Raw genomic sequence first — 4,529 nt, forward strand, 5'->3', positions numbered from 1 at the left:
ACCTGAAGCAATGGCTGACCTGAAGCAATGGCTGTTTGGCAATGCTCGCTTCCTGTTGCGTCAACTGGAGGGCGCGAGAGCGGAAATGGCCTTGGCAGTGAGTGCCTACAACCTAAAACGCGCAATTAGTGTGCTCGGGGCCCGCCAATTGATGGCGTTAATGGGCTGAAAGGCTTTTTTCGCCTGTCGCCCGCACCAAAACAAACGCCCCGAACAAGTCGGGGCGTTTGTTGGGCCGGCCTTCAGCGCGTTTTCACACAGTCTGCGAAGGTCGCCTTTTTCAGTCAGCCAGCGTTGATCAGAATTCGTGATCAGCGTTGTCCGGGTTCAGGTCGCTGATACCCAGCGAGCCAGCAGCGGCTTCGATCGCGCCAGTCTGCTTGACCAGGGAAGCGATCGCGTCACGCACGATCTGATTGCCCGCGGTGTTGCCAGCGGCGATCAGTTGGTCGTAGTGCTCGCCTTTGTTGGCGTGATCAACCATGACCTGAAGCTTGGCTTCGGTCGCGGCCAGATCGGCTTTCAGAGTGGTGTCGGCAGCCGGGTCGGCTTTGGCCACCAGGGACGACAGGCTGGCGCCGGTCATTTTGGTGCCGTCGGCGCGGGTGTATTCGCCCAGGTACACGTTACGAATGCCTTTGGCATCGTAGAAGTGCGAGTTGTGGGTGTTGTCGCTGAAGCAATCCTGTTCGTCTTCCGGGGAGTTGGCTTCCAGGGAAACCTTCATGCGCTCGCCCGCCAGTTCGCCCAGGGACAGGCTGCCCATGCCGAACAGCATTTTGCGCAGGCCGGATTCAACCGGTTCGGCTTCCAGCGTGGCGCGGTAGTTGTCAGCCACGTTTGGCTTCCAGTTACCGACCATTTCTTCCAGATCGCTGACCAGCAGTTGGGTCACGGACTTCAGGTAAGCGCGACGACGGTCGTTGTGACCACCGGTTGCGCCTTTGCCTTCCAGGTAGTCGGAAGCAGGACGGTTGCCGGCGCCAGGGCCAGTGCCGTTCAGGTCCTGGCCCCACAGCAGGAACTCGATGGCGTGGTAGCCGGTGGCGACGTTAGCCTCGGAACCACCCAGCTCGTTCAGGCTGGCGAGTTTTGCCGGGGTGATGTCTTTCACGTCGACCTTGTCTTCGCCGATCTGGACTTCAGTGTTGGCGATGATGTTGGCCGTGGCGCCCGGGTTACCCAGTGCGTGTTCGTAGGATTTGTCGACGTAGTCGATCAGGCCTTCGTCCAGTGGCCAGGAGTTAACCTGACCTTCCCAATCGTCGATGATGGTGTTGCCGAAGCGGAACACTTCACTCTGCAGGTAAGGAACGCGGGCAGCGACCCAGGCAGCCTTGGCGGCTTTCAAGGTGTCGGCGTTCGGCTTGGCGAGGAAGGCGTCGACGGCGGTTTGCAGGGTTTTCGCGGTGGATTCGGCATCGCTGTATACGGCGAAGACGATGTCGGCGTAGTGCGCGACAACGGCTTTGGCGGCGGCTTCATCGACTTTGCTGACAGCGGCAGGCGCAGCCGCTGGAGCAGCGGCAGCGCTGGCGACTGGTGTAGGCGCTGGCGCTGCCGTGGTCTTGTCTTTGCCTTCGCCACAACCGGCGAGGGAAATAGCGATGGCCAACAGACTGGCGGTAGCCAGAGGCATACGAATCATGGCGAACATCCTGCTTCAAGAGGGGGTGGAAGGGCGCTTCACGCGCGCAAAACTGCGACATAATGCAAATCTTTCGCATTATGTGTAAAGGGTTGCAGGTGGAAATATTTCTTATTCACACGGGGTTGTGTCGTGGATCAAAAGAAACGCAGCCTCGTTTCACTCGACAGCTGCTACACAGCTGCTACAGAAGCACGGGGGCCCATGTAGGAGCTGTCGAGTGAAACGAGGCTGCGATTTCCGAATCTCTACAAATCTACAAAATAGCCGCGTTACTGCGCTGGGCCTGTTTCAGGTAGGCGCTCAACTCACGTGCCGGCAAGGGTTTGCTGTAGTGATAGCCCTGACCTTCGTGGCAGCCTTCGGAGATGATATAGGCCTCTTGCTCGGCGGTTTCCACGCCTTCGGCAATGACCTGCATGCCCAGACTCTTGCCCAACTGGATAATCGCTCGAACGATGGTTGCATCGTCGTCGTCATCGAGCAGGTCTTGCACGAAGCTCTTGTCGATCTTGATTTTGTCCAGCGGCAGGCTTTTCAGATAGCTCAGTGACGAATAGCCGGTGCCGAAGTCATCGATGGCGATCAATGCGCCGGAGCGGCGCAGGCTCAGCAGGTGTTGGGCGGCGGTGCTGATGTCTTCCATGAGGCCGGTTTCGGTCACTTCCAGTTCCAGGCTGCGCGGTGGCAGACGGTACATTTKCAGCAGGTTATTGACCACTCGCGGCAACTCGGCGTGGTGCAATTGCACGGTGGACAGGTTGACCGCCATGCGCAGGTCGGGGAAGCCCTGGTCGTGCCATTCACGCAGCTGTTTGCAGGCCTGATCCAGTACCCATTCGCCAATGGCAATGATGGTGCCGTTTTGCTCGGCCAACGGAATGAACAGATCGGGCGGCACCAGGCCATGCTCGGGATGTTGCCAGCGAATCAACGCTTCGACGCCCACCACCCGGTGGTCGCGGTAACTGATTTGGGGTTGGTAGACCAGGTAGAACTGATTGCGCAGCAGTGCGTCGCGCAGGTCTTTTTCCAGTTCGCGACGGCGGCGCATCTCGGTGTCGACGCTGGCAATGTAGAACTGATAGCGATTGCGTGAGCGCGTCTTGGCCAGGGTCATGGTCTGTTCGGCTTTTTGCAGCAGCTTCTCGGTGCTGTCGCCATCCTCGGGAAACAAGGTGATGCCAATGGTCGCGCGCAGGCGTATTTCCTGATGATCGAGGGCAAACGCCGCTTCCAGGTCATCGAGAATGCTTTGCGCCAGTTCGGCGGCTTCGTAGGGTTGTTCGATATCGGCCTGGACCAGGGCGAACTGGTCGCCGCCCAGACGGGCGAGGGCGCCGAGGCGGCCACTGTGAGCCCGCAACCTGTCAGCCAGGGCCAATAGCAATTGGTCGCCGGTCTGATAGCTGAATTGTTCGTTAATGCCTTTGAAGTCATCCAGGCCCACCACCAACACCGCGACCCGACGCTGCAATTTGCCGGCGTCGACCAGGATCTTGTCCAGCTGATGCTGCAATTGCTGGCGATTTGGCAGGCCGGTGAGGAAGTCGTACTGGGCCATGCGCAACAGGCTGTTTTCCGCTTCGTGGCGCAGGTGAGTGTTGCGTTCGATGGATTCGAGCAACTGGTTGGCGGTGTTGATCCAGATCCCCAGTTCGTTTTTTTCGTGGCCCTTGAGCTGCGGGATTTTGTGTTCGCTGGGGCGATCCGGGTTGATTTCGGTCAGGTGTTCGATAATCCGCGACAGCGGTTTGGTCAGCAGCCAGTGATAGACCAGGTACAGCACCAGGCCCATGGCCAAGGCGCGCAGCACGCCGGAAATGAAGATGATCACCGAGTTGACGATGAAGCCCTGCCCGTAGGTGGCGGTATCGAGGGTGATGCTCAGGTCGCCGTAATATTCACTGTAAGGGCCGCGACCTACCAGTTGGGTGGTGAAGGTGCGTTCCTTGCCGAGGATCAGGTCGGTCAGCCAGCGACTGTTTGAATGCTGCAATTCGCGGGTTTTTTGCGCGAGCATGGCTTCGTTGGGGTGGCCGATGGAGGCCTGGCGCACGGCGTCGTCCTGGAACAGGCCTTCGATCACTTGCATGCCCATTTCCCGGTCCAGGCTGTAGACCGCCTGGGTCGAGGGGTCGCGGAACATGTCGAGGATGCGTTCGGCGTCATTGGCCACGGCCTGGCGCGTCTTGTAGGCATCGAAGACGATTTGCGCACAGCTCAAGACCACGCCGACGATCAATGCCGACAGGAGCACGACCCGGAGCAACTTCACCGACAAGCTGTTCTTGAGTTCCAGCTTCAAAGGGTTATTCCTTGTTCCGTGCGGGTAGCATCAAGTTGCCATGAGTATTGGCAATCCTGTGTTTGCAGTCAAAGGGACAATCAATCACAGGGGGTTTTTGCCTGTGGGCTTGGCCGATATGCAGTTGCCTGGGGTATTTGTCCGATTAGTACTGTGTCGGTAGTTGGGTCCTTCAACTTGAGGGGGATGGGGACTATTTTTCCTTTTGGTTGATGTTAGACGGGTGTGGCGTTGGGGCAAGGGGTTGATCGCTGGTTTCATCGTCCGATTTTGGCTTGATTTTTTTGGGGGCGCGTTGAGGCTGTGGGGGGGGTACATATCCGTTGCTGCGGTAACGGCTACTTATGGTTTCGCCCTGACGGTCGACTCCCTTTGGCAAACGCCCCAAAGGAAGCAAAGGTCTCGCCCCGGCGTCCGGCCCCTCGCTGGGGCTCGGCGTTCCTTCGCTCCGGTATTCATCCGGGGACACTGCCCTCCGGTCGGCTTCGCTTCGACCTACATGCAGCGTGTTCGACTGCGTCGAACGGCGCTGCGCGCCACTCCCCGGATGAACACCTCCACTCAGCCTCCCGA

Annotated in this window: 2 protein-coding genes and 1 pseudogene; 1 reads left to right on the forward strand and 2 read right to left on the reverse strand. The window is 58.9% G+C overall.

Features of this window, described 5'->3' with window-relative positions; genetic code table 11:
- Window positions 1-169: pseudogene (locus tag AC1D2P_RS30200) on the forward strand (IS5/IS1182 family transposase); the annotation flags it as partial.
- Between the two features lie 129 nt (window positions 170-298).
- Here AC1D2P_RS30200 and AC1D2P_RS30205 read toward each other — a convergent pair.
- Entirely contained in the window at window positions 299-1,648 is a 1,350-nt protein-coding gene (locus AC1D2P_RS30205; RefSeq protein WP_109785264.1) for an imelysin family protein, read from the reverse strand.
- A 256-nt stretch (window positions 1,649-1,904) separates the two neighbouring features.
- Entirely contained in the window at window positions 1,905-3,956 is a 2,052-nt protein-coding gene (locus AC1D2P_RS30210; protein WP_477811752.1) for a putative bifunctional diguanylate cyclase/phosphodiesterase, read from the reverse strand.
- Window positions 3,957-4,529: the final 573 nt, after the last annotated feature.

It is taken from the genome of Pseudomonas sp. P1_F1_2 (assembly GCF_056405815.1).